At 60.2% G+C, this 23,645-nt stretch carries 13 protein-coding genes; 4 read left to right on the forward strand and 9 right to left on the reverse strand.

Annotated elements, in window-relative coordinates:
* Nucleotides 1-4 precede the first annotated feature (4 nt).
* Together K288_RS44160 and K288_RS0100595 are read right to left on the reverse strand one after the other, a co-directional pair.
* Entirely contained in the window at nucleotides 5-4,318 is a 4,314-nt protein-coding gene (locus K288_RS44160) for a DUF4082 domain-containing protein (protein ID WP_043159086.1), read from the reverse strand.
* A gap of 2,558 nt (nucleotides 4,319-6,876) precedes the next feature.
* The gene (locus tag K288_RS0100595) at nucleotides 6,877-7,245 is read right to left on the reverse strand and encodes an H-NS histone family protein (RefSeq protein WP_027577841.1); all 369 of its coding nucleotides are present in this window, start codon (nucleotides 7,243-7,245) and stop codon (nucleotides 6,877-6,879) included.
* Nucleotides 7,246-7,988: 743 nt separating this feature from the next.
* Between K288_RS0100595 and K288_RS0100605 the strand changes: the two genes are divergently transcribed.
* The gene (locus tag K288_RS0100605) at nucleotides 7,989-8,357 is read left to right on the forward strand and encodes an H-NS histone family protein (RefSeq protein WP_027577843.1); all 369 of its coding nucleotides are present in this window, start codon (nucleotides 7,989-7,991) and stop codon (nucleotides 8,355-8,357) included.
* A gap of 148 nt (nucleotides 8,358-8,505) precedes the next feature.
* On the opposite strand, the gene K288_RS0100610 is transcribed toward K288_RS0100605, so the two are convergent.
* From K288_RS0100610 to K288_RS0100625, 4 genes are all read right to left on the reverse strand, one after another.
* Entirely contained in the window at nucleotides 8,506-9,984 is a 1,479-nt protein-coding gene (locus K288_RS0100610; RefSeq protein WP_027577844.1) for an undecaprenyl-phosphate glucose phosphotransferase, read from the reverse strand.
* Between the two features lie 399 nt (nucleotides 9,985-10,383).
* Nucleotides 10,384-11,610 carry a polysaccharide biosynthesis/export family protein gene (locus K288_RS0100615; RefSeq protein ID WP_256378808.1) on the reverse strand — a complete coding sequence of 409 codons (1,227 nt, stop codon included), beginning with the start codon at nucleotides 11,608-11,610 and terminating at the stop codon, nucleotides 10,384-10,386.
* 383 nt (nucleotides 11,611-11,993) lie between these two features.
* On the reverse strand, nucleotides 11,994-13,301 hold the full coding sequence (locus K288_RS0100620; protein ID WP_152535326.1) for an acyltransferase: 1,308 nt from the start codon (nucleotides 13,299-13,301) through the stop codon (nucleotides 11,994-11,996).
* 42 nt (nucleotides 13,302-13,343) lie between these two features.
* The gene (locus K288_RS0100625) at nucleotides 13,344-15,671 is read right to left on the reverse strand and encodes an AAA family ATPase (RefSeq protein WP_027577847.1); all 2,328 of its coding nucleotides are present in this window, start codon (nucleotides 15,669-15,671) and stop codon (nucleotides 13,344-13,346) included.
* Between the two features lie 694 nt (nucleotides 15,672-16,365).
* Here K288_RS0100625 and K288_RS0100630 point away from each other — a divergent pair.
* From K288_RS0100630 to K288_RS0100640, 3 genes are read left to right on the forward strand one after another with little or no spacing between them, the layout of a single operon-like run.
* A complete protein-coding gene (locus K288_RS0100630) occupies nucleotides 16,366-16,692 on the forward strand; it encodes a hypothetical protein (RefSeq protein ID WP_027577848.1) in 327 nt (108 codons plus the stop codon).
* A complete protein-coding gene (locus K288_RS0100635) occupies nucleotides 16,670-18,892 on the forward strand; it encodes a peptidase domain-containing ABC transporter (RefSeq protein WP_084799419.1) in 2,223 nt (740 codons plus the stop codon). The genes K288_RS0100630 and K288_RS0100635 overlap by 23 nt, the downstream gene beginning before the upstream one ends.
* The gene (locus K288_RS0100640; protein ID WP_244442999.1) at nucleotides 18,889-20,307 is read left to right on the forward strand and encodes an HlyD family type I secretion periplasmic adaptor subunit; all 1,419 of its coding nucleotides are present in this window, start codon (nucleotides 18,889-18,891) and stop codon (nucleotides 20,305-20,307) included. The genes K288_RS0100635 and K288_RS0100640 overlap by 4 nt, the downstream gene beginning before the upstream one ends.
* Before the next feature lie 217 nt (nucleotides 20,308-20,524).
* On the opposite strand, the gene K288_RS0100645 is transcribed toward K288_RS0100640, so the two are convergent.
* Genes K288_RS0100645 through K288_RS0100655 form a run of 3 tightly spaced genes read right to left on the reverse strand, consistent with a single transcriptional unit; the run spans nucleotide 20,525 to nucleotide 23,613 of the window.
* Nucleotides 20,525-20,797 (reverse strand): acyl carrier protein, encoded by a 273-nt coding sequence (locus K288_RS0100645; RefSeq protein ID WP_027577851.1) that lies wholly within the window; start codon nucleotides 20,795-20,797, stop codon nucleotides 20,525-20,527.
* A 21-nt stretch (nucleotides 20,798-20,818) separates the two neighbouring features.
* Entirely contained in the window at nucleotides 20,819-22,042 is a 1,224-nt protein-coding gene (locus K288_RS0100650) for a pyridoxal-dependent decarboxylase, exosortase A system-associated (RefSeq protein ID WP_043159022.1), read from the reverse strand.
* Entirely contained in the window at nucleotides 22,021-23,613 is a 1,593-nt protein-coding gene (locus K288_RS0100655) for an acyl-CoA ligase (AMP-forming), exosortase A system-associated (RefSeq protein ID WP_152535327.1), read from the reverse strand. Before K288_RS0100655 ends, K288_RS0100650 begins: the two co-directional genes overlap by 22 nt.
* Nucleotides 23,614-23,645: the final 32 nt, after the last annotated feature.

Genomic DNA, 23,645 nt, shown 5'->3' on the forward strand with positions numbered 1-23,645 from the left:
AATCCTAGCCGACCAGCTGTGGCTGGAACACAACGTCCGCCCAGTAATTGGCGGAGTTGAACGTGTTGGTCGGGAACAGCCCGGTCGTGCCGTTGCCGCCATAGCCATAGACGCCGTTGCCACCGGCGGCCGCGCTCGAGGGCGCTGTCAGAGGTCCGCTGGTAACGGCAGAGCCGAAGAAACCGCCGTTCGCCACATAGGCGCCGGTGGTGTGATAAGAGGCGACGTAAGTCGTGTTGGCATTGATCGAGATCGGCGTCGGCAGCTGCACCGTCTGCCAGCCGCTGGCCGTCGTATTGTTGAAGGTGACGCTCGCCAGGTTGACGCCGGTCGCGCTCCAGAGATCGAGGACGTCGGGACCGGTGTCGCTGGCACTGCGATAGAATTTGAGCGCAGTGATCTGCCCGGCGACCGAGGAGCTGAACTTCACGCCGACTTCAAGCGGCGAGCCGTCATTGAAACTGCCCGCAGGTGTGCTGGATGCGCTGAACAGGCTGACCGGCGCAGGCGGAGGCGTGGTGGACACGGCGATATTGAAGGTCTCGCTGGTGCTAGCGCCCGCAAGGTCAGCGGCCGAGACCTTGATGCTCGCCGTACCGACATCGGCGGCCGCCGGCGTGCCGCTGAATGTGCGTGTAGACGCGTTGAACGAGAGCCAGGCGGGCAAGGCAGTGCCGTCGGCGGACGTGGCCGTGTACGCCAAGGTGTCGCCGGCATCGACGTCGGTGAAGGTGTTGGCGGGCAGCACCAGCGAGAAGGCCGAGCCGACGGTCGCGTTCTGGTTGGCGGTCTGGGTCGCGAGCACCGGTGCGTCGTCAGCGCCGTGAATGGTGATGGTGAGCGTGGTGCTCGAGGTGAGTCCGGCGGTGTCGCGCATGGTGTAGTTGAAGGTTTCCGTCAACGTGTTCGTTGACGTCCGCAACGCCTGCACGGCAGAATCATTTTCGTTGATGGTGTAGGTGAAGGCACCGTCGGCGCCGAGCACGAGGCTGCCGTGCGCACCGGCGAGCGCGGTGCCGAGCGTGCCCGACGTCGCACCAAAGCTGACGGCGGTGACGGTCTTGGTGTCGCCGGTGTCGGGATCGGTGTCGTTGGTGAGCACATTGCCGGTGGCGGGCGAGCCGCCTGAGCCATTGGCGATGCCGCCTTTCTCGGTCGCGTCGGCGACGTCGGCGACAGCCGTCGGCGCGGTGTTCGTCGTACCGCCCGACGCAGACGGGATGAACACGACATCGGCCCAGTAATTGGCGGCGCTGAAGGTGCTCGTCGGGAAGATGCCGGTGGTGTTGGTGCCGCCATAGGAATAGACGCCGTTGGCGGTGGCGGTCGCCGTCAGCGGCCCGTTGGTGACGGCGCTTGTGAAGAAGTTGTTGGTCGCAACATAGGCGCCGGTGGTGTGATAGGAGGCGACGTAGGTCGTGTTGGCTGTGAGGGTGATGGGCGTCGACAGTGCGACCGTCTGCCAGCCGCTGGCCGTGGTGTTGGTGAAGGTGACCGTTGCCAGATTGACGCCGGTCGAACTCCAGAGGTCGAGAACGTCAGGACCGGTATCGGTGGCACTGCGGTAGAATTTGAGCGCGGTGATCTGACCAGCCACGGAGGTGGTGAACTTCATGCCGACTTCTAGCGGCGTGCCGTCCTGGAAGCTGCCGGCGGGTGTGCTCGACGCGCTGAACAGGCTCACCGGAGTTTGTCCTGGCGCCACCACGGTAAGATTGACATTGGCGGTAGCCGTCCCGCCGTGCCCGTCCGAGACCGTATAGGTGAAGCTCGCGTTGCCGGTAAAACCGGCGTCGGGCGTGAAGGTGATGGTGTTGTTTTGCGGATCGCTCTGCACGTTGAGCGTGACGGTGCCGTGGCTGGCCCCGCTCACTGCGGTGATGGTCAGGGGATCACCATTGGGATCGCTGTCATTGCTGATCAGGGACGCTGCGGTGATCGTGGCCGCGATGTTTTGCGTCACCGTCGGCCCGACGTCGTCCGCCGCCGTCGGCGGCAGGTTGGTCGTGCCGCTGGAGGGGTTGAACATGACGTCAACCCAGAAGTTCGTCGCCTGGAACGTATTCGTCGGGAACAGGCTGCTGCTGCCGTACGCAAAGACGCCGTTGCCATTGGCGGGCGCGGTCAGCGGACCGCTGATCAGGTCGGAGGTGAAGAAGTTATTCGTGTTGGAGTAGTGGCCGGTCTCGGTGTGATAGGAGACCGTGTAGATTTGCCCGGGCGTCAACGTGACCGGCGTGGAGAAGGTCGCACTCTGCCAGCCGCTCGCTGTCTCGTTGGTGAAGGTGACGGTTGCAAGCTGTACGCCGGTGCTTGACCAGAGTTCGCCGGTGTGGGTGCCCGTGTCCTGGCTGCTCTTGTAGAACCGCACGCCGGTTGCGGTGCCAGCCACGGAGGTCTGAAACCTCACCCCGAGCTCGACCGCGCTTTCATCCGTGGTGTTCACGACCGCAGGGGTTGCGCTCGGTGAGAACAGCGAGACGAAATTCGGTGCCGTGACGGTCACGGTCTGACCGGCCGAATGCGTTTCGAGATTGATGCTGTCGTCGACCGCGCGCGAGAGGATGGTGTAGGTGCCGCCGGCCTGCGGCGACCAGGAATAGGTCCAGTTCTCGTCGCCGATGGCCGGATGCCAGGTCGCGCCATTGTCAGTCGAGACTTCGACGCCGGCGACCACGCCGCCGCCAAGGTCCGCGGCCGTGCCGGAGATCGTGACAACGGCTCCTGCATTAACGAGTCCGATCGGGTTGATCGTGGAGGTCGGCGGGGTGTGGTCTGTCGATGCGGTGGCGGCGACGAGCCCCGATTGCAGCGTGCCAGGCTGAACGCCCATGTCGGCGAACGTGTTGACCATTGCCTGTTGTGCACGCGGATCGGTCGGCGTCGACTGCAGGTCGTGGTTGTCGCTCAAGGCCCAGGGCCAAAAGACGGTCCCGGCACCGAAGACCAGCGCGCCGCTCGCAGCACGATAGAGCGTCAGGCTGTGCGTCGAGATGCCACTGCCCGTCGTGTTGCCGTAATCAAGCAGATAGGTGCTCACGGGCAGGGTGGTCGAGGAGAGGCGGACCAGGCCCGCGGGATCAAACCCGTTGTCGACCGCGTCGTCCCACTCGTAGCCGAGATAATTCTGGACCAGCGACGCGGTCTGACCAGGCTGCAGATTTGCGATACTGGTGTTGCGCCAAAAACGCAAATTGGCGTCGTCGTACGGGATATCGATCGATTCGAGCTTGGTGCCGACGTCATCGACGTCGAAGAGCTGTCCGGTAAGCGAGTTCTCCGGATTGCCGCCGCCGGTCGCAGGCGGGCTGAAACGCGGGTCGCGGAACGTGCCGGTCCATTGGTCGGTGGGATCGATCGAGGAATTCGCCCATGTCTCTTTGTAGGATATCAGCGTGCGATAAGCGGTTGCGTCGCTGCTGATGCTATTGCCCCAGCGGGTGCGCCAATAAACTTCGTTGCCGCTCCAGAACATCAGGTTGACGCCGGCATCGCGCGCGGCCTCGACATTGGTGCGCTGCTGACCTGACCAGTATTCGTCATGGCCGGCATCGACATAGACCTTGTGATTGAGCAGCAGGCTGCCGTAACGGTCGACGTCAACTCCCGCCATGTACGAGACATCGTAACCGTTCTGCTCCAGCCAGTAGATGCCTGCGTATTCGGCGCCGAACAGATAATCCTGCGGGCCGGCAAACGTCCCCACGCCGCCCCGTGTATCGATGGGGCGATTATAGCTGACCGCGTAAGCGCGGCCGGCGCCCTGGCCGGTCGCCGGCCCGTTGCCGCCGTAGAAATTGGCACCGCCCCATCCATTGTAGGCCTGCCAGGTTTCATCGGACGTTTGAAATACGACGTCACTCTGGCTGCTGTCGTCCCGCACGATGAAGGGGATTTGATTCTCGCCGGCCGTTCCATCCAGACGCGTGAGCTTTGCGATGTAGACGCCTGACACGGCATCCGCCGGAACGTCCCAACTTGCCGAGACGGACCAGTTGCCGGCGTCGACCAGGCCGGTCGACGCATCCCGCAACGGCGCCGGCTGATTCTGCAGGCCGGTATGGTCTATCGTCGCGACCTTTCGGGCGCCCATGCCTCCGTAATATCCGAGGCGGTAGATATCGATCCTGTAGTGCGTCGAATCGGTGTCGATCTTGAAGCTGACCGTCGTGCCGTGATTGACGCTGATGTCCGTCGCGAAGCCCTCAATGTTCGAGTCGCCCGCGCCATCGATGCCCCACTCGCTTTCGGGATTTCCTTGCTTTTGATTTTCCAGGACGATCGGGTTGGTCGATGTCGCCGCAGCGGTGGCATCCATCGTCGCAGCGGCCGTGGCGTTCGTTGTCGCAGCAGCCGCGGTGGCCGTTATCGCGGCGGCTCGGAGGAGGGGGGATGGCGCCGGCGCAACTGGCGGCATGGCGGTCGTAACCGAGCCGCCCATGATCCCGATCTGGCCGCTCATCGTAGTGCCGCTGGCGGTCTCTCCGCCGCCGGGCAACTGCGTGTTCCAGTTCGCTACCGGTGCCACATCCTGCGTCGACATGGTCGCGCTTGTGGAACTGCCGATGAGCCCGGCCTTGTTGGTCGGCACATAATCAGCTCCGGACCCACCGCTGTGCACCATTTGGCCAGCCAACTGCGTCCCGTTGGCCTGGCCCTGACTCATCGCCTGGGTCGGGCAATTGATGTAGCCGCACGAACCGCAACAAAGCGGTGCACTGGCCGGGGTGGCCACTGCAGATGTTGTGGGGAGCATGGATCCGGTGATGCCTGCAGCAACGGCCGGTGAAGGGGTGCCGCCGAGGATCACGACCGGATTTGACGTTGTGGCCTCGGTCGTCATGGAGACAGGGGTGGGGCTTTCTGGCGTCGATGCAGCAAGTCCGGCTTTCACCGCTCCAGAGGCCAGCGGCGCTGCGAGCGAATAGGCGTTCGCCGACGTCTCCCGTGACCGCAGTGCGGCCAAAGACAAGAACCAGTTTTCGTCTCCCGCAATGGATGCTTCGCTCTCGGATTTCTTCCCGCGCTGGAAAGCGCGTTGCCAATTCTGCAATCCGAGAGCCAGACGGCTCCAACCAGAATCTTCTTGAAAGGACTTCGTCATATCTGTGTCCTAGCGAGAGAGGGGGGATAAGCCTGAAAAAATGGATCGGGGGCGCAGCCGTCGAGACCGGACAGGCCCCGATGCGGCAGCTTCAATGTCGGGTGAGCGAGCGCCATCGCGTGACCGGACGGCCGTGCCGACGGAGATCGCGAGATCGGGGCAGGGCGCATGTCGGGCCGGGAACCCTTGCATCCCGACAAGGCACCGGGCCATGACCGCAGGCTCGTTATTGCAATTGTTGCCGCGACCATGGCACCTTTCAGCTACCGCAACGCGATAGGCCGGCTATGAATTAAATAAGGTATTTAATATTATTTTACCAGTTAGTCGAGAAATAAATTTTTCGCGGAAAACCAAATTAAATCAACGTGCATAACCGCATATCTTCAACCTGGGCGGCGCGCATGAAATACACAAATGCGTTATTTGCATCCATTTTTGGGGCCGATTCAAATCCGGGTGGATCAGTATCATCGAAAATAGGTGGTTGTGATGCTGAACCGGAAATTAAATAGTAAATAATAAATTCGACGTCGAGAAATAAATAATATAATAACGGGATTGGCCTGGAGCCCTTCGGAGGCGCGTCACGCGAACGCAGTTTCCGAGTCGCGTTCCATCTGTTGAATTTTTGCCGATCCGATTTCAGAGCGATTTAAGACCGGGAGCCCCAGTGATGGACCATCACGCCGAATTCAAGCTGGTGTGCGACAATTGCAACTCATTAAGTATTCGGATTGACCTTGCCGAGGGGGCGCCGTCCTCGACCCCGATACGGTGCGGCCACTGCGATGCGCCCCGGGGCACATTGGGTAACCTTCGACGCCTTGCCAGCAAACGTGACTCGCTCAAGTTCGACCTGGACGAAGCGTTCTTGCCTGCGAGGCGTGCCCCTGACGCGCTTGGAGGCGGTGACCTGCGATAGGAGACGGGATAAGTATTTCCTGTCGCTGCCGTCCGAGGAGCGGTTCCGGCCGGCCGTCAAACGTCGTCCAGCTCGCCGGCGCATGAGCAGTAAGCGTGCCCTCGACGCAACACTCTGATGGCAAAATTCGTCGCTTCGACGCGGTAGGCGCACAGCAAAGACGAAAGCAGTCGCTTTCGGATGCTGTTCTCGGGTATCTGCGAGCCCGAACAAATCCGCAGCTACGCATTGCAGCATTGGCGCTATATTTTCGCCCGCAAGCGAGGGTCGACTATTGCAAGCCGGTCACACAAAGATCTCGCTCGCATATGCGGGAAGTATTTAGTTTGATTTGAGAAAAGACAAATAAGCTACGCGTTCGAGCCGATTTAAGTTGCTTCGTTTTTTGGCGCGCTTTAAACTATTTAAATGGATGTTGCCATGCCTCGCCAGGCTGTCGGATGCCATTGAACGGCGGGCAAGAGATGCGACAAATCTTCGTGCGTGGAATTGTCGCAGGTGAGATGAACCACCATCGATGATCGCCGACTAACGTAAAGAATTATTGCCTTACCACCAGTCATTGTCGTTTGGGTAAGCGGGGGTCAATAATGAGGAACATTTATAAGTCGGGTGATTGCGTCCTTTGGGATTCCCTTAACGCGATCAAGCAGGCGCAGATCCAGCTTCACCTTTTGAATGGTGAGGGGGCCAACCCAACCGTCATTGCTTCACGAATTCAGCTCTGCGACGTCCTTCTGGGCGAGATCTCGGGTATCCGTACCAGTCTCGCCAGACACCTCGAGTACACGCGCGGAACGGCGCCCGTTCAGTTGCACAGCTGAGATAGCCCGGCGAAATGACACGCTCAGGAGTGCTGAGCGTTGTCGTCCGTCGTCTTCTCGCTGTCCTCGATCCTGAACTCTTCCAGCTTGCGACCGGATTGCAGCGCGGCGACAAGCCATCGGGGCTGCTTGCCGCGACCGGACCAGGTTTCGCTCGGCTCCATTGGGTTGCAGTATTTCGGCGGCACCCTTGGATATCTGCGGCGTGGCCGTTCGGCGCCAGGCTCGGAACCTGCGCTATCCTGCATCGGCTCAGGCGGATTAAGTTGAGCCAGACGCTTCTCCAGCTCGAGCTTTTCCGCAGTGATCCTCTCCGACAAAATCTTTGTAATCTCTTCGTGGAGAAGCCAGAGCTCGTCGAAAGTCATAGTGTCTAAATCGGATTTACGCATCGTGCTCTCGTGACCAATTTGAGCCTGAGCGGGGGCAATTTTTCTACAAAACACACTCTCTTCTCAGGCGATAAAAAGCGCTGAGCCCTGACCTGAATGGAAGACATTATATGTGACATAAATATTATTCCAATGATTTATTTAATGCTTGATAAATCGTTTTTTATTGGCAAGCTATAGCGGAATTTCAGACGATCTGCGGAGTTTAAATCAATAAATAATTGCGCGGAAATGTGGTTTAAGTTGGTATTGTAAGGGTTTGAGAAATGGACCGTATTGAGCTTCCCCTCTGCCATCTTCATGAGACTGTCAGTCGCTTTGTCGTCCCTTCCGCCGCCCTGCGGGATATTCGGGCCCTGCAGGCCCAGATTGAACTTCGACGTCTCGCCCTGAGGGATATTGAGGTAATTCGCTGCCGGCTGCGGCCGCTGATGCGCCGTAGAAGCAAGCGGCTTGTCCCGAGCCTGCGTAAGAGGGGTGGGAGACGAGTGCGGCAGGCGCCGGCATTCCGCGCCAGAGCCCTGCGCGAATCGTGCGCCGTGTAGCCTCCCCTTAAATCCGTAACATATCTTATTGCGAGTTGCCGTCGCTTGTTGCAGCTTCTGGAATAGGCTGTGCACGCATAAATGTGTGTACAGCCGATTTATCCAGAGCTTGCCTTGGAACTTTTTGGTATTCCCCTTGATTAATAATGTACGAGGCCATAAGACACCCGATTATTAAGACGGAACCGCGGGACGACCATGTCGGCGAAAGAAATCGAACTAAAGTCCATGTCTTTAGATGATCTCTGGTCACTTCATGAAGAGATCAGCGCGATATTGTCGGCCCGGATCGAAGCGGAAAAGCGCGAACTTGAGAAGCGGCTGGCGGTTCTCAGCCGGGGCGTGGGTGCCACCCGTGAGTCGGACGATGCGCGCGCGCTCCAGGGCGGGAAGCCGCGGCGGAAGTATCCGAGAGTGCTGCCGAAATACCGCAATCCGAAGACCTCCGAAACTTGGTCGGGCCGTGGAAAGCTACCTCGGTGGCTTGTCGCCGCGATGAAGTCGGGAAAGAAGATCGAGGAGTTCCGGATCAGCGAGAGCGGCTCCAAAGGCCGGCAGCGCGCCTGATCCCGGACGACGGTCTGCATCAGAAATCCCTCAATATCTGGTCGGAGCGGACGGTAGCTCGCCGAGAGGCATGCGGCGCATGCCTGCGGGCTTTATTCATTTTGCGGTCATCCGCGGCAACCATTGCCGGAAGCGGCTGGATCGTGCGCTAGAAGGCGTTACGCGCCCGCAATACCTCCAACGGGGTCCGAAGGAGAATTGCGAGATCCAATCGTAGACTCCAGTTATCGATGTACCACACGTCGTATTCGACGCGTTGCTCGATCAGGGCCGTTGTGGGCGTCGGACCTCGGCAACCATGGATTTGCGCCCAACCGGTCAGCCCCGGCTTGACCCGTCGCCGGAAGGCGTATTGCTGGACCGCCTTGTCGAATTGACTGTCGTGCGCCATCGCATGCGGCCGTGGTCCAATCAAGGACATGCTGCCCTCCAGCACATTCAGGAGCTGCGGCAGCTCGTCTATGCTCGTCCTGCGGAGCCACTTGCCAATCCGCGTCACGCGGCTGTCAACGGCTTTGGCTTGCGTGACCGAGGGTCCATTCTCGAGGACGGACATGGTGCGAAACTTGTAGATCGCAAAGCTCCGGCCGTTGAAGCCGCAGCGCTGCTGTCTGAAAAGGACGGGACCTCGCGAGTCCAGCTTGATGACGGCGGCGACTGCCGCCAGCAGCGGCGCCAACATGATTAGGCAAGTTCCGGCGCCGATCAGATCAACGCATCGCTTGGCGGCGCGCTGAATCGGGGTAAGAGGCCCGCGCTGGACCTCAACGCCTATGGCGCTTCCAAGGTCTCGGGTCGGTTGTGCGAACATCTCCGATGCAGCCCCGACCGGAACGAAGACCACCGGAAACGGCAAGACTTTCAGCTCGGCAACGAATTCACGCAATTCGCGCCATCGGTTCGGATCCGCTTCGACAATGATCTCTTCGATGTCGAAGCCGCGTGCGTGCTGGACTACAAGGGCGCTAAGCCGCTTGCGGTAGCTTGCCTTGGCACCTGGCCGAGGCAGGCTGAAATGTCCCGCCAAGCGAAGCCCCACTGCTGTGAGCGCCTGCGCCAGCCCGGTGTCGTGCGATTGCGCCTGGTCCGTGATCAGCACCACATTGCCGCCGGAAAATTTCCGGTCGCTGAGGCCCTTCAAGAGCAGGGCTCTCATGATGACCCGATGTCCGATCAGCATCGCCAGGCCGACGACAGCGAAGGCCGCGCCGGCGCCGCGGGAGATTTCGGCGCCAATGTTGAGGGCACCGACAGCGCTGCCGAGCAGAGCGAACACGAACAACCAGGAGAGGCAAACGGCTTGGACTTGACGGCGAAGCGCAAGAAGCTCAGGCGGCCTGTACATGCCTCGCATCTTCAGCAGTGATACGCAGAGTGCCGACACGACGATCGCGGAACCTATGGCCTTACCGACATCGGCCGTGGTCCAGTCCACATAGAGCCGATAAAGCAGTGTCGAAACAATGCTGGCGATCACGATGATCGCGACGTCGCTGCAGCTCGCGAGCAGCTCGATGGAGCGATAGCGGATCGGCCATTTTCGTTCGGACCTCAGCGGTGGACTGAAGCTACGAGCGGCAAATTCGCCGTGGACGTCCGCTGCAATATTGCGGGTTATGAAATTCATGGCTGTCTGAAATGATCAAGTGGGTCTGTCTTAACCATTATTTAATGTATAATAATCTATTAAATAGGGCAACGATTAATTGCGGAATTAAATAAATTAAATGTGTGCCCTTGACGCTCGCCTGGAGCGGCTTGTGCGTCCACGGCGCGCTTCATCCAGGTGCAGTGAGGCCAGGCGATGGAGTATCGGACGAGCGGCGCGGCGCCGCGGTGAACGATGCACGTTCAGCTCACCGATTCCGATTGTCCAGAATCAAACAGCAGGCCCCGCACGCAATCAGTTGGAAGCAGGCGCTCCCTTGCTCTGCATCGCCGGGGTCGCGGTCTCCCGATCAATCGACGCGTGATCTCCTCGCTGGAGATCACGCGCGCCAGCAGCGCGCCGACCAAGCACAACTGACTACTGAGTGACCCCCGTAATTGGCTGGGGTGTCGTGATGACGGTGGTTGATCCGCCGTGGGTAGCGGCCTTGAGTGCGTAGCCGTTGGTCGCGTAGATGATCGGGTCGTTTGCCGTGGCCAGGACCGTTCGCAGGAAATTCAGGAATTTGGTGGTCTCGACCGTAGTCGAATTCGACGTATAGATGACGTCCTTGTTCCGCATCTCAAAGGTTTGAGTGAGGAAATAACCCGAAGGATCGCGCAAATTGATCAGATAGATTATGGGAATGATCGGGCCCTTAAAGGGTCTGCAATCGACGCCCATTTCCTTGGCGACTTCGCGCGTCTCGCCCCGATACAGGAAGACTGACGATGGATCCGCCAACGCATCGTTCATGCCGCCCTGCTTGCCTATCGCCTCGGCCAGCGAGATGCGCCACGCATCGAACTTGAATTGTCCCTGAAGGCCGGACGCACCGAACGCGACGAAGGTCTGCGGCTGGCTGTAAAGATAGATGACGTCGTTCGGCAACACGTAGATGTTGTTGGAAGGCTCGTACATCAATGCGCCGAACGGGACGCTCGCGCGGTGTCCCTTGCGCTCGAGCGATACCCACATGTCATAGCCTTGCGAGCCAGGCCCGCCAGCGCGCGCGATCGAGTCGATGATGCGCTCGGCGGACGGGCTTGCACGGAAGCGGCCGGCGGCGCGCACGTCGCCAAGGACGCTGATCAGGGACGTGTTCTGCTCTGCCAGGGCCACGACGACCTGCGGCTCGAGGGCCCGGCCCTTGAGCTTGTCCGTGACCTCGTCACGAATCTCGGAGGGGGTGCGGCCCAGCGCCCGGATCGTGCCGGCGTACGGAACGGCGATGTAGCCCTTCTCGTCCACTGCCTGGTTTGGAACCGTGACGAAGTTGCCGGCGCGGACGCCGGCGTCCGATGTGAACAGGCCGCCGGCTGCAGATTCAAATATGGTGATGCTGACCGTGTCACCCACGCCGAAACGGAACGCCTTCGCCGGCGTCCTGTCGGCAAAGGCGGAGGACAGCCTTGGCGTATGGCGGCCGAGAACTTCGGCAACCTCCGGCGTCAGCTTGACCAGGGCGTAGGGGAGGCTGGCAGGCTCAAATCCCTCCGACGCCGATCGGACGTCTGTCGCCAGGGGACCGGATCCAGGCGTAATGATGCACCCGGCACAAGACAGTGCCAGGAGACCAGCAACGATCCTCCCGCATGTTTGCAACGCAATAATGATGATTACCCCAAGTCGTCCCAGTACGCGGGGTAAGGTACATTAATGCGCGATTCAGGCCAGCGAATCATCGCGTTAACCTGAAATGCAACCGGTGCTTGTTGCCGATATGCAACATGATGAGGGGGGACCGGGTGCCCCGATCCCGGATAAGGCTCGAATCCTCAGCGGGTCCGCCGTGGAAGCCGTACTGTTGTGGAAGATTCAGGGCGTTGGCATCACCTCGCCCATTGCGGCGATGCGCAAGAACATCAAGCCATCCCAAGACTGCGCAACCGCCGCCGAACTCCGGAAGCGGATCAAGCCCCACACCGTTGTTGGATTGTCTACCGAAAATAAGCCCTTAACCCCGCCTGAGGCTGTCTTCTACAGGCTTAGACGGATCTCGACGGCTCTAACGGTCGATCTCGGCTCCCTTGAGCCGTCATCCATCGTTGAATAGCTCGCCGTCCCGGCTTCTCAACCCAGTACAGTGCCGCGACGGACAGTCCCAAGACACCTACAAGGTAGAGGCTGAAATCTAACGTAGGATGCAGCTCAAGCTTGAAGAGTACAGCGGTGATCTTGTTCCACCAACCGCCTATCGGGAAGTGAAGGATATAGATCGAGTAGCTGGCATCTCCCAGAATGAACAAAGGCCGACTGCTCAGGATCGGAATATACTCTTGGGCCGCCCCGAGCACGATGAAACTGAACACCACACTCAATAGCGACGTGTTTGTTAGCCACGTGTGTGCTTCCAATCCGATCAGTATCCCGAGGAGGGATAGAAGGCCCGCAACCAACATTGTCCAATGCGTGAACAAGCCGCGAAGGAAAAGGTTGCCGAGTGCCAGCCCCCACATGAACTGAGGAAGGTTGAGCAACGGAAAGTAGGCGCTGAAATGGTGCCATTCTTCGCCGACGAGATAGGTATCCCTATAGATCGTGGTGGCTATAAGTACGGTTGCCGCAACACAAAAGAATGGTATGGCGCCGATGCGCAGTGCCAGCCAATAAAAAGCTGGGTAGCAAAGATAGAAAAACATTTCGTTGGAAAGCGACCATGCCGGTAGATTCCATGCCAAAGCTAACGGTGGAATCCACGCCTGCACCATCAAGACGACAAAGGGCGCAGCGAACCACGGCGATTTCAGGAGGGATGGAAGCGCCACCACGAGTGCAAGGTAGTAGGCGGGTGCGATACGCGCGATTCGCATCGTGAGAAAGGCTCGCAGCGACACATTGAGACCTTTGGGTCTTGCGTGCGTGTAGGTCAGAATGAAGCCGGAAAGAATAAAAAAGAACGTAACGGCCTCATACCCAAAGTGGGATATCCCAAAGGGAAAGATCGCCTCCTTGTGTCGGTAGTGAAAGATCACCACAAACAGCGCTGCAAAGAAACGCAATGAAGTCAGGGCCGGAAGATTCGGACGCTGGGCACAAGCAAGAAGGTCCCTATCCTCTGATTTGAAATGCCTGCTCTGTGAAACCGTCCGACGAGAGAGTTCGGACGCGCCCGATTTTGCGTGAGCGGCCACGTCACCGTACGAATGATCGACTACGTCCGGGTTCTGGTGGGTCCCAGGTGAACTATCGCGATAGGTCACCGGTGCATTGTCGGAAGGGTCACGAGCATCCCCGACCTGCGCGGTTTGCCGCCAGTTTCGGGCCTGCATCTCGTGCTCGTTTGTCTTCGGCAAGCCGCAGTATCCCTTGACAGAAAAGGCACCGGGTCTTTCGCTTTAGTTGGAGGCGGTCAGCCCATACCGGATGTAGTGATCATCGCGATAGTAATCGCTGCGGTGCGTGTCGTAGCGCGACATGGCTTTGATGTCGGTCTTGTTGAGAACCGCCCCGATCAGACATTCGTGGATATTGGGAGCGGTGTGCAGCGCATGCTTGACGACGTCGACTTTCGTCTGTCCCCATTCCACCACCAGTACGTAGCAGTCGATGAAGGCCGTCGTCGAACGAACATCGACCAGGGGTGTCAACGGCGGAAGATCGACGATGACATAATCATAGGTCGATCGCAGCTGATCGAAGAGTTTGCGCATTGAATCCGCTGCCAGCATCTCGCTCGTATGGAGCACAGGTGTTTGGCTGACGGCGGGAAGAAATGCCAGATTTGTTTTCGGATCCCGCCAGATCGTCTCGTCGATATGCCTGCCGTTGCTGATGACATCGACAATGCCTGCGGTCGCGTTTACGGCGAGGCTGGCGGAAAGTGACGGGTTTCGGAGGTCGCAATCGACGACAATGACGCTCTTGCCGCCGTGAGCGATTAGCTGGGCGAGCGAGGCTGCGATCGTCGTCTTGCCCTCATTCGGCAGGGCGGAGGTGATGCCAATTACCTGATTGGAGGCTTTGCCGGGATTGAGGTCTATAGCGAGTTTGATTGCCCGGATTGACTCGGCGTATCGAGATAATGGCTTGCCGACAACGGTCCTGTGAAATGTCGATCTGGTGGATATGCTTCGTTGCCGCGTGTCCTGGTCAGCGTTCCATGATGCTGCCTTTGAAGTCGATGCTTTTTCAGTCCGCAGCGCCGGCACCAGGGACAAACATGGTAATCCCAGCGTCGATTCGATCTGTGCGGACGTGCGGAAGACACGATCCATCATTTCTCTGAACAAGCCCAGTCCGATGCCCAACCCGAGTCCGCCGACCAGGCCCAGGGCCAGGATCAGCGGGGTCTTCGGCTTGCTCTTGCTCTGCGGCGGCACCGCCGGATACATCACCCGTCCTTCCGCGATCGGAAAGCTTTCTTGCTGCGCTGCGCTCACATAGCGCTGCAGGAATGTATCATGCAGGCTGCGCAAGCTCTTCGCCTTGCTCTCCAATTCCCGTATCGTGATCTCCGCCATGTTTGTCGAACGCGACTGTTCCACGGCCTCGGACATCCGCTTCTCAATCTCCTGCTGCCGCTGCTTGGCGACCTCGAGTTCGCTCCGGCTCGTCTCAGCATATCTCTTGACCTCGTCGAGGATCGACGCGCGAAGCTCGCGCATCCGATTTCGTAAGTTCACGACTGCTGAGTGGTCGCGGCCAAAACGTGGCGCCCACTCGGCGACGCGCCGTTCCAGTTCAAGATATTGTTGGCGCAGGTTGGTGATGATGGGGCTGTTAAGTGCATCGGTGCCCGCTGCGTCCAGATTGCCGATCGAGGACGAGTTCGCCGGGTTGGCTTCCAGAATCGCCTCGTAGCGATTCAGCTTTGCCAAGGCGTCGGAGGTCTGCGCGCGAGAAGCGACCAATCGGCTGTTGAGCTCAGTGACCTGCTGCTCGTCGATCGGCCTTCCTCCGGCAGAAACAAGGTTGTTCTTGGACTTGTAAGCACTAACCGCGCGATCAGCCGCGAGCGCCTGCTCTCCGAGCTCGCGCAGCCGTTCCTGCATCCAATCCCTTGCCCGGCGACTTGTCTCCAGCTTCGCTTTCTCCTGTTCGGCAAGATAGACGCTCGCGATTGCGTTAGCGATCTCGGCGGCTCGTACCGGGTTGCTCGAACTGAAGTTGATCTCGATAAGGTTGCTGTAGCCGATCCGGTCCACTACGACGCGGCTCTGAAACGCAACGATGAGACCCTCCGGCGGATCTTTCGACGGAAGCGGTTGCGGATCGTTCGGCGGCGATGACACCAACAGGCCACGAAGCCGGTGCAACACAGAGAATAGAGACGTGGGCGATGGCCTGAAATCGGGGTCGTCGGCGAGCTTGAACTGATTGATGATCTGGACGGCCAGTCCTCTCGATTTGAGGACCTGGACTTGAGTTTCGAAGAGACCGAGATCGAAAGCCGGTTCGGCCAGGATCGATTGTTGCTGGATAAATTGTGTCTTGGCGTTCTCAAGCATGACCTGGACCTGGGCGGTATAGGTCGGCGGTGTGATCCGCAGATAGATCAGGCAAGCGGTCAATCCGAGTGAGGTTGCAAGAATGAGCACCACGTACTGACGCCGCAGGAATGCAAGGGCAGTATTGATGAGTTCACCGATCCCGCCGCTTTCCGGCTCATGATCGTAAACAGGTGCGCGGAGCCTGTCGGTCTGCAGCATGTTGCTCTGGAGCATTCGGTTGTCGCCTTTGCCGCCTGTGAATCTCGCCGGGCCGCCGCCAGCGTAAGTTTGGCATGGCCGCCGAATGCCGGGCGGTGTGCCGCCCCGCATTTAAAAATAAATATACCGGAAAATGTCGTTTGTTCAAATTAAATGTACGATAGTTAATATGCGAATGGTTGGGTGGTGGCCTGATCCAGGCTCCTGCAGCGAGGCGCCGGAGCATATTGTGAGGGCGCTCCTGCAAAATCACCCGGAGGTTTGGAACTGCGTCCGTGAGCGAATTGCAGTTTGATGCTTAATTTTTACCCGATCGGAATTCAGGCTGGTTCGTGAGTGGGTTGATGGAACTGCGGGACGGTTCCGGGGAACCCGATCCATCAGGGATAATGCTGAGATAATATATTGGGTGATTTGCGACATAATCAATTGACATTTAATTGGTCGCGATCTTTATTTATTATCGGAATACCGGTTGGCCATTTCGAGCGTTGGAGATTGCTGAGACAGGAACCAGGCGGTTTGTTTGATCGAATCCGATGCCCAGGCTTCCGGCCTCCTGTCATTTCTCTGGGGGCCTCACGGATATCGCAACAACAGCCGGGTTCTCGATCGAGCGGCCACCCAGGTCAGTGAATATCGTCGGCGTCGATCCCTGGCTGCAGGTCGACGCAAGATTCAGGCTGAAGCTAGCAGCATGGAGGCTTTGATGCACGACGAACTCTATACTGACGGAGTGGACGAGATCACCATTGGCGGATCGATCGTCCGTGTCGATCTGGTCAGTCTTTCGCCGACCGAACGCGACGCCAACAATGCGCCGAAGAAGGTGTTCCGGCAAAGGCTGATCTTTTCTGTGGAGTCGTTCGCGAATTCGGTCGAGGTGATGCAGAACGCGTTGCAGGGATTGGTCGACGCCGGCGCGGTGCGGCGCAACCCGCCGAGAGGGTCGGGCGAACAGGCCCAGACGACTTCGACGGAACGCGATCCGCCCAACAGCCCACGGTCCCCCAATGTCTCAAGCAATTTCCGTTGAAGCCGACCTCGCGGTCGCGGAAGCGCCGCCTGTAGACGCCGACGAGCCGGTTAGCCCGGCTGTGCGGACGGAACTTGAATGTCTGGCAAGGATCGCCGCCTATCACGGCGTCGATCTGCCGGTTGAACGCCTCAAGCACAGCTATGCCATTGACGGGACTGCTGTCTCGTCAACTCGACTGCTGCGCATGGCGAAGGATGCGGGCCTCCGCGCAACGCGCACGCACATCGACTGGGGTGCGCTGTTTCGGTTGGGAGAGGCCTATCCGGCTCTGCTCCGGCTCTCGAACGGCAACTGGATCGTCGTTCTCGCGGCGGGGCAGGGAGCCGATGGCGCGGAAGCGGTTAGCGTGTTCGATCCGCTCGCCGAGCGCCGGGACGAGCCTCTGATCGTCGACAGGGATGCGTTCTGCGCCCGATGGAGCGGTGAGGCCATCCTGATCAAGCGCGAGCGCCTCGCGTCGGACCATCGGCCGACGTTCGGGCTGCGCTGGTTCATCCCCGAACTGGCCCGTCAGTGGCGCCTGTTCATCGACGTCGCGGTCGCCGCCATTATGCTCTATGCACTGGGGCTCGCGATACCGATCTTCTTCCAGCTCGTCATCGACAAGGTTCTGGTGCACGAGAGCTTCACCACGCTCTACGTGCTGGCGGCCGGTGCGACCGCCGCGCTGGCATTCGACGCGATATTTGGTTTTCTGCGACGCTATCTCTTGCTCTATGCGACCAACAAGGTCGACATCCGGGTGGCAACCAAGACGTTCGGTCATCTCCTCGGCCTGCCCGTGACCTTCTTCGAGCACATTTCGGCCGGCGTCCTGGTAAAGCATATGCAGCAGGCGGCGCGAATTCGCGAGTTCCTGACCGGCCGCCTGTTCCTGACCACGCTCGATGCGCTGTCGCTGTTCGTCTTCCTCCCGGTGCTGGCGCTCTACAGCCTCAAATTGACATGCATGGTGCTGGCGTTCACGGCAGCCAGCGGCCTGGTGGTCGCGCTGCTGATGGGACCGTTCCGGCGCCGTCTCTATAACCTCTACCAGGCGGAAGGTGCGCGTCAGGCTCTGTTGGTCGAGACCGTGCACGGCATGCGTACGGTGAAGTCGCTGGCGATGGAGCCGCTGCAGAGCAGGGTCTGGGACGATCGCTGCGCACAGTCGGTGACGATGCGGTTCGGCGTCGAGAAGATCTCTGCCGCTGCGCAGTCAATCACCGGATTTCTTGAGAAAATGATGTCGCTCGGCATCATCGCGCTTGGTGCGCTCGACGTCTTCAGCGGTGAGATGACTATCGGCGCGCTGGTCGCCTTCAACATGCTGGCAGGCCGGGTATCGGGGCCGCTGGTCCAGTTGGTGACCATGGTTCACGAGTATCAGGAAGTCGCTCTGGCGGTGAAGATGCTCGGCGAGGTCATGAACCAGAAGCCCGAGCGCGACGGCAATCGCGAAGGGCTGCGGCCCGACTTCGCCGGCAAGATCGAGTTCGAGAATGTCTCGTTCCGCTACGGATCGGAAGGCGCGCCGGCGCTGGACGACGTCTCGTTCTCCATTGCTCCGGGGGCGATATTCGGGATCGTCGGCCGAAGCGGCTCCGGCAAGACCACGCTAACGCGGCTCATTTCCGGGATGTATCCGGTGCAGCAGGGCCTGCTGCGCGTTGATGGATACGATTCGAGGGAGCTCGATCTGGCCCATCTGCGCCAAAATCTCGGGTTGGTCTTGCAGGACAATTTCCTGTTTCGTGGCACGGTTCGCGACAATATCGCCTGCGTGAAACGCGATGCGACCTTTGCGGAGGTCGTCCGCGCGGCCCAGCTTGCGGGCGCCGATGAGTTCATCGAACGGCTCCCGCGCGGCTTCGACACCATGCTCGAGGAGGATGCCTCGAACCTGTCGGGAGGCCAGAAGCAGCGTCTCGCGATCGCCAGGGCGCTGATCGTCAACCCGCGCATCCTGATTTTGGACGAGGCAACGAGCGCGCTCGACTCCGAAAGCGAGATGATCATCCGTCGCAACCTGCGCCGTATCGCCGAGGGGCGGACCGTCATCATCGTCTCGCACCGGCTGTCGATGCTCTCGGACGCGAACCAGATCCTCGTGATCGACCGCGGCCGGATCGTCGACGTGGATCATCACGACCGGTTGCTGTCGAAGTGCATGATTTACCGGCATCTCTGGAACCAGCAGACGAAGCAGATCGCATGACCAAGCCTGAGAAATCCCAGGGCGATGCAAACGCTCCGGTGCGGACGACCGAACGGCGGCGGCGCGGCCTGTTCAGGCCGACCAAGCACCGGCCGCCGGTGGTGACGGAGTTCCAGTCCGATGCGATCGAGGTCGAGAATCGGGCGCCGCCGCGCGTCGCCCGCGTGACGCTCTATTGCGCTCTGGCCTTGATACTCACCGCGATCGGCTGGGCGTCGGGGTCGCAGATCGACATGATCGTGACGGCGCAGGGCAAGCTGGTTACGACACGGCCCAATATTGTGGTCCAGCCGCTCGAGACCTCCGTCATCCGCGAGATACATGTGAAGCCGGGCGACCGGGTCAGTCGCGGCGACCTGCTGGCGACGCTCGATCCGACATTCTCGCAGGCGGATCTCGACCAGTTGAGCAGCAAGGTTGGCGTGTTCAATGCCGCGATTGACCGTCTCAAGGCCGAATTGAATGGCGCGGAATATCTCGTCAACGAATCCGCGAACGCCGACGAGGTCCTGCAGCGCAAGATGTTTCTGCAGCGCAAGGCGGCCTACGATGCTCAGATCGAGAACTACGAAGCGCAGATCGCATCCGCGCGCGCCAACCTGTCGACTGCGCAGAACGAAGAGACGGTGCTGCTTCAGCGGCTCGAGACGATGAAGTCAATCGAGGTCATGCGCGCGACGCTGATGGACAAGGAAGTCGGCTCGAAGCTGAATTTGCTGCTCTCGCGCGACGCTCGCCTCGACGTGGAAAGCAATCTGGCGCGCGTCCGCGGCAATATCGCCGATTATGCGCATCGCCTCGACAAAGCCCAGGCGGACGAGAAGGTCTACGCCGAGGATTTTCGCAAGACGGCCTATCAGGATCTCGTGGAGACGCTGGCGAAGCGGGATAGCGCGGCCGAAGACCTCAAGAAGGCTGAGCTACGCCGGAAGCTGATCGTGCTGAAGGCGCCGGACGATGCGATCGTGCTCGATATCGCCAACCGAACTGTCGGTTCGGTCGCACGTGAGGCCGAGCCGATGTTTGTACTTGTTCCACGCGATGTGCCGCTGCGGGCCGAGGTCAATGTCGAGGGCAAGGACGTCGGTCAGGTTTCGGTCGGCCAGTCCGTGCGGATCAAGTTCGATGCGTTTCCGTTCCAGAAATATGGGACAGCCAAAGGCGAGGTACGCGTCATCAGCCAGGACTCGTTCCCGCCGGATCCGAAAGCCGAAGGTGCGCACCGTCCGACCGCTCCCTATTATCGCGTATTGGTCGACCTGTCCGACACGCACCTTCGGCTGCCGGAAGAGCGCGCTCAGTTTATCCCGGGCATGGCGGTGACGGCCGAGATGAAAGTCGGCCGGCGCAGCGTGATGTCCTATTTCCTCTATCCGCTGCTTCGCGGCCTGGATGAATCGATCCGCGAACCCTAGAGCATTTCGGTTCTGATTGAATCAGAACCGCGGCTCTCGATTCTTGCTTTACCGCGTTTTCTTCACGCGAACCGGCGTCCACTTTGCTCGAAAGCACTCTAGGAACGGCCTGCTGCAGCAGAAGCCGTCGCCTCAAGTAGATCTTTCTTGAAGGGATGGTTACAATCGGTCGGCGATGTGGCGCTAGCGGCCAGTGCAGGAACGAAAAAGGCCGGCCTCAGTGGGCCGGCAGCGGCGTTTTCGTCCTGACGAACTCTGCAAGGGAGCCGACGGTCTCAAAGATCTCACCGCTAAACTCGCTGCCGTCGACTTCGAAGCCGAACTCTTCCTCAAGCGCGGCGAGCAGTTGGACCACCGCAAAGGAATCGAGTTCGGGCATGCTGCCGAACAGAGGCGTCGAGGCGTTGAGCGTGCTGGCCCGATCTTCGATGCCGAGCGTTTTCACGATAGTGGCTTTGACGGTTTCAAACGTACGATCGTCGATATTCATTTTATCTCCAATTGCTCGAGTCTATACGAGGACCTCAACCGGCGGCGGGTGTCCCAGGAAAGCAGTGGGGCTGGCGGTGAGTCCGTAGGCGCCAGCCTGAAACAGCACGATCAGATCTCCGATTTCGGCTCGCGGCAAGCTGACATTGTCCCCCAGCAGGTCCAGGGGCGTGCACAGGCAGCCGACGACGTTCACGACCTCGTCGGCCCCTTCGCCAAGGCGGTTGCCGACCGCGATCGGATAGTTTCGCCGGATCACCTGTCCGAAATTGCCGGAAGCGGCGAGTTGGTGGTGCAATCCGCCGTCGACCACCAGATAGTGGCGTCCCCGCGACTCCTTGCGATCGACGACGCGGGTGACGTAGACGCCGCACTCGCCAACAATGTAGCGGCCGAGCTCGATCACCACGCGTGCCTCAGGCAAGTTCGGCTCGATAGCGGTCTCGATCAACTCCGTGAGGTTGGCGGCGATAGCGGAGAGTTCGAGCGGCTGATCCTTGTCGAAATAGGGAATGCCGAACCCGCCGCCGAGATTCACGTAGCGGATTGGCGGAGAGTTGCGGGCGAGCCCCAGAATGAGATCCACGGTCCGGCGCTGGGCCAAGCAAATGAGGTCCGCGCTCAGGTTCTGGGATCCGGCGAAGACATGGAATCCGAGAAACTCGACATCGGCGGCCGCGAGGTCGGCGAGCAGGGACGGGACCTTCTCTGCGTCGACGCCAAACTGCTGCGGCCCGCCGCCCATGCGCATACCTGCGCCTTTGACCTCAAAGTCCGGGTTCACCCGGACGGCGACCCGTGGGCGCAGCCCCAGTCGGTTGCCGGCCTGGATGACTCGCGCAACCTCGGTGGCCGACTCGATTTCAATGGTCACCCCTGAGGCAACGGCCTGCGTGATGCTTGCCTCGTTCTTGCCGGGGCCGGCAAAGCTCACATTGGCTGGGCGCATTGGCGTGTCCAGAGCCGTGCGCATCTCGCCCGCCGACGCGACGTCGAAGGCGTCCACCAGCGTCGCAAGGTGTTGCACCACCGCCGGCATCGGATTGGCTTTGATCGCGTAGCTCAACTTGATGCCCCGCGGCAGGGTCGATCTGAGCAGCTTGACCCGGTCGGTGAGCAACGCGCGGTCATAGGCGAAGAACGGCGTGGAGCCGACCCGGTCGGCCAGCCGCTGGAGCGGGATGCCGCCGACGGCGAGCTGACCATCGATCTGGCCAAACGCGGCTATGGTTGGTCGCAAGGCCAAGAGGCGAACTCCTTCCTCAGCATAGCGCGGTCGAACTTGCCGTTTGGCGACCGCGGGATTTCATCTCGAATGATGACCGCCGACGGCACCATGTAGAGCGGCAATCTGCGCTTCATCGCGGCGATAATGGCGGTCGTATGGTCGGCGCCATTCATTCCGGCCGGGCTCGCGACAAGCAGGATGCGCTGACCGAGATTGCCATCTTCCACCCCAAGCGCCACTGCATCTCGAACCAGCCCGGTCGCGTAGGCCTCATCCTCGATTTCGGTCGGGCTTATTCTGTAGCCCGAGGTCTTGATCATCTCGTCCTTGCGTCCGACGAAGTACAGGAAGCCTTCCTCGTCAGTCACCACGGCATCGCCGGACCAGACTGCAATCTCGGGCGTTCGCCATGAGGCGTCCCGTCCCGGCGCCGGCCGGAATCGCGCTGCCGTACGCTCCGCGTCGTTCCAGTAGCCCATCGCAACCAATGCGCCGCGGTGGACCAATTCGCCTTCCTCGCCTGGATTGCACCTGGTGCCGTCGGGCCGGACCACGAGGATCTCGGCATTCGGAATCGCCTTGCCGATGGAACCAGGCCGGCGGTCGATTTCGGCGGGATCGAGATAGGTGGAGCGGAATGCTTCGGTCAGGCCGTACATGAGATACGGCTTGGCCTGCGGGAAATGGGCTCGCAGCTTGTCAAGGATCGGCTTGGGCATCTTCCCGCCGGTGTTGGCGAAGTATCGCAACGAGCGTGCCGCCTCAGGGGACCACGTCTGCTCGGCGATCTGGATCCACAGTGGCGGCACGCAGGTCAGCCCGGTGACTCCATGCCGGGCGCAGAGCTGCACGACGTCGCCGGGCAGAAGGTAGTTCATGAGCACCACATGCGCGCCGACGCTGAAGGCGGTGGTGAGTTGGCTGAAGCCGGCGTCGAAACTCAGCGGCAGAGCGGCCAGGATCACGTCGTCAGCCGTGTTTGCCAGATATTGGCTCACACTCTCCGCGCCAACGATCAGGTTTCGGTGACTAAGCACAACGCCTTTGGGTTTGCCGGTGCTGCCCGATGTGTAGAGGATCGCAGCCATGTCGAGATCGATGGCGGCGCCTCGGATCGGGGCGCGATCTCCGGGTTCAGACGGCCAGCGGTGGATCGCGGCGTCCGTCTTCCGCGACGCAGGCTCCGATCCGGCGTCAACCAGCAGGATGTGCTCGACACTGGGGCAGGCACCAAGGACGTCGCCAAGCAACTCCAGTCGTTCCGACGAGGTGACCAGCACGCGCGCTTCGCAGTCGGTGAGGATGTGTGCAACCTGGTGACCCCGCAGCAGGGGATTGATCGGCACGAAGGTTGCGCCGGCTGCGGACGTGCCGAAGATCGCCGCGACTGTCTCGATGCGCTTTTCCAGAAACACCGCGACGCGCTGCTCTCGCTCAAGACCGAGGCTGGCGAGCTTCCCAGCCACCACGCAAACCTGCCGCCACAACTCGGCATAGCTCAACGTCGTGTTCTTGTAGGTCAGCGCCCGCGCCTCCGGATGCGAGGCGGCGCGATGCTGGAGCAGGTGGTGCAAGCTCGTCCTTGTCATCGTCTGGCCCATCTCCAACCTGTCTGCCCCTT

Origin of the sequence: Bradyrhizobium sp. Ai1a-2, assembly GCF_000426245.1 — a bacterium.
In the GTDB taxonomy this organism is placed as follows: domain Bacteria; phylum Pseudomonadota; class Alphaproteobacteria; order Rhizobiales; family Xanthobacteraceae; genus Bradyrhizobium.